The sequence below is a fragment of the Brevundimonas sp. genome, assembly GCF_036399195.1.
GTDB lineage: Bacteria > Pseudomonadota > Alphaproteobacteria > Caulobacterales > Caulobacteraceae > Brevundimonas.
In genome coordinates, this window is the sequence record NZ_DASWNO010000112.1 from 1 (window position 1) to 2,295 (window position 2,295).

Annotated in this window: 3 protein-coding genes and 1 riboswitch; all 3 genes read left to right on the plus strand. The window is 69.8% G+C overall.

The window, feature by feature from the left end; genetic code table 11:
- The first annotated feature begins 454 nt into the window (after nt 1-454).
- Nucleotides 455-1,078 (plus strand): TetR/AcrR family transcriptional regulator, encoded by a 624-nt coding sequence (locus VGB60_RS05360; protein ID WP_331037233.1) that lies wholly within the window; start codon nt 455-457, stop codon nt 1,076-1,078.
- 27 nt (nt 1,079-1,105) lie between these two features.
- Nucleotides 1,106-1,213, plus strand: a riboswitch (TPP riboswitch).
- Nucleotides 1,182-1,613, plus strand: a complete 432-nt coding sequence (locus VGB60_RS05365; protein WP_331037234.1) for a hypothetical protein — start codon at nt 1,182-1,184, stop codon at nt 1,611-1,613. Its footprint overlaps the riboswitch before it by 32 nt.
- Nucleotides 1,610-2,295 (plus strand): phosphomethylpyrimidine synthase ThiC (locus tag VGB60_RS05370; protein WP_331037235.1); only part of this gene is annotated, 686 nt, incomplete at its 3' end. The genes VGB60_RS05365 and VGB60_RS05370, both read left to right, overlap by 4 nt.

Below are 2,295 nucleotides of genomic sequence, written 5' to 3' on the forward strand. Positions count from 1 at the left end.
AGCGGTCGCGGTGCGCCGCCAGCACGCCGGTCAGTTCGTCACGGTCGTTGTTGCGCTGGGATTCCGCAAGGATCACGGCCAGATTGCCGATCGATCCGGTCGTTCCCGTGGCGGTGCTTTCGTACACCAGCCGTTCCAGACGCAGACTCATACTCACCTCGACCCTTGCGCTACATAATGCAGAGTTGCGCACCTTGGTTGCAAAAGCCCTAACAGGTTGTCCTGTAACGGGAACTCCCCCGTCTCCTTGCGCGAGTCGCCGCCGCTGAAAATATTTCAGAATGTCGCGGAACCGATCCCCCGAACCGCAGTTTATCGATCGGACCTTGCAGCGATGCGCGCTCGACAAAGTCTACAGCGGCCCGGTCCCTGCCACGCCCCCCGACGCAGACCGGGCCGCACCTTTTCTCCCTCCCGCTTGCCGACTCATGCCGCGAGGCGCGATGCTCCCGGCATGGCCGAATCCCCCGTCATCAGCGCCGTTCGCCTGCGCAGCCGCCCCGCCACCGAGGCCCTCATCGTCGAGGCCGGCGAGCGCATCCTGCTGCGCGACGGCTTCCCCGGGCTGAACGTCCAGACCCTGGCCGCCGAGGCGGGCTGCGACCGCAAGCTGGTCTATCGCTATTTCGGCGGGGTCGAGGGCGCGGCGGCGCGGATCGCCCAACGAGCCAACGCGGCGCTGGCCGCCAGCCTCGCGTCTATCCCGCACGTCGATACCGCCTCTCTGCGCACCTTCGCCCGGATCAGCCTGCTGACCTGGCTGGCGGCGTTGCGGGTCAGCCCGCTGAGCCTGCGGCTGATGGCCTGGGCGCTGGTCGAGGACTCGGACACGCTGCGGCGCATCGAGGCCGACCGCAACGCCATGTTGCAGGCCTGGCTGCGCGAGCGCCGGCCCCGACTGCGCACGCCGCCCGAAGGCGACGCCGCCGCCGTCAACGCCGTGCTGATGGCGGCGGTGCAGATGCTGGCCCTGTCCGCCGCCGCCCGGGGCGCCGTGCCCGGTCTGCCGCTCGACGCCGCCGGCTGGACCCGCATCGAGACGGCCCTGGACCAGCTGCTGGTCGCCTTCCCGGATTGAACCGGCGGTGCACCGGGCGTAGGGTCCGACCGTTCTCCGGGGGGCGGCGCGTGAGCCGCTGAGATTGGCGTGATCGCCTGACCCGTCGAACCTGATCCGGGTCATGCCGGCGAAGGGAGAAGACAGCGTGTTCGGCGCCGAAGACCAGTTGACCGGCTCTCTCGCCACCGCCGTGGGCGGCTATCTGCTGCTGTCCGCGGCGGGCGTTCTGTCGCGCCGGGACGCCGCCGCCCACTTCGTCGAGAGCCTGCGCGGCAGTCCAGCCCTCGCCCACGTCACGGGAGCGGTCGCCTTCTTCGTCGGCGCGGGCCTGCTGCTGGTCCACCACCGCTGGGATGCGCCGCTGGAGGCGCTGGTCTCGGCCGTCGCCGTCTGGTGGCTGGTCGAGGGCGGCGCGATGCTGGCCCTCGGGCCGCGCCTGCTGTCCCGCGCCGACGCCCCCATCCATTTCCGCCGCATGAACGGTCTGGCCATCCCCACAGGCCTGATCCTGCTCGTCGGCGGCCTGATGCATTTCTGGAGCCCCCCGACATGAACATCGCCGTCACGCCCCCCGCCCTGCCCGAAGAGCCCAACGTCGAGCTCGCCCTCAAGGACGCCCGCGATCAGGTAATGCGCGAGACCGGGACCATTCCGACCGGCGAGCGGGCCGGGAGCCGCAAGGTCTATGTCGCCGGCGAGCTGTACCCCGAGATTCGGGTGCCGTTCCGCGAGGTGGCGGTGCATCCGTCCGCCAACGAGCCGCCGGTGACCATCTATGACTCGTCGGGCCCCTACACCGACCCCACGGTCAGCATCGACATCAAGCGCGGCCTGCCGAAGGTGAAGTCGAGCTGGCAGCTAGACCGCGGCGACATCGCGCCGGTGGCGAACCCGCGCGACGTGAAGCCGGAGGACAACGGCCACGCCTCCGGCAAACACCTCGCCCCGCGCTTCGACACCTCCAACCACCGCGTCTTCAAGGGCGTGCCCGGGCGGCCGGTTACCCAGTACGAATACGCCAGACAGGGGATCATCACCCCGGAGATGGAGTACGTCGCCATCCGCGAGAACCTGCGACGCGAGCAGAACGCCCCCTGCATCCGCGACGGCGAGGACTTCGGCGCCTCCATCCCCGACTTCGTCACGCCGGAGTTCGTGCGTCAGGAGATCGCCCGCGGCCGGGCCATCATCCCGCACAACATCAACCACCCCGAGGTCGAGCCGATGATCATCGG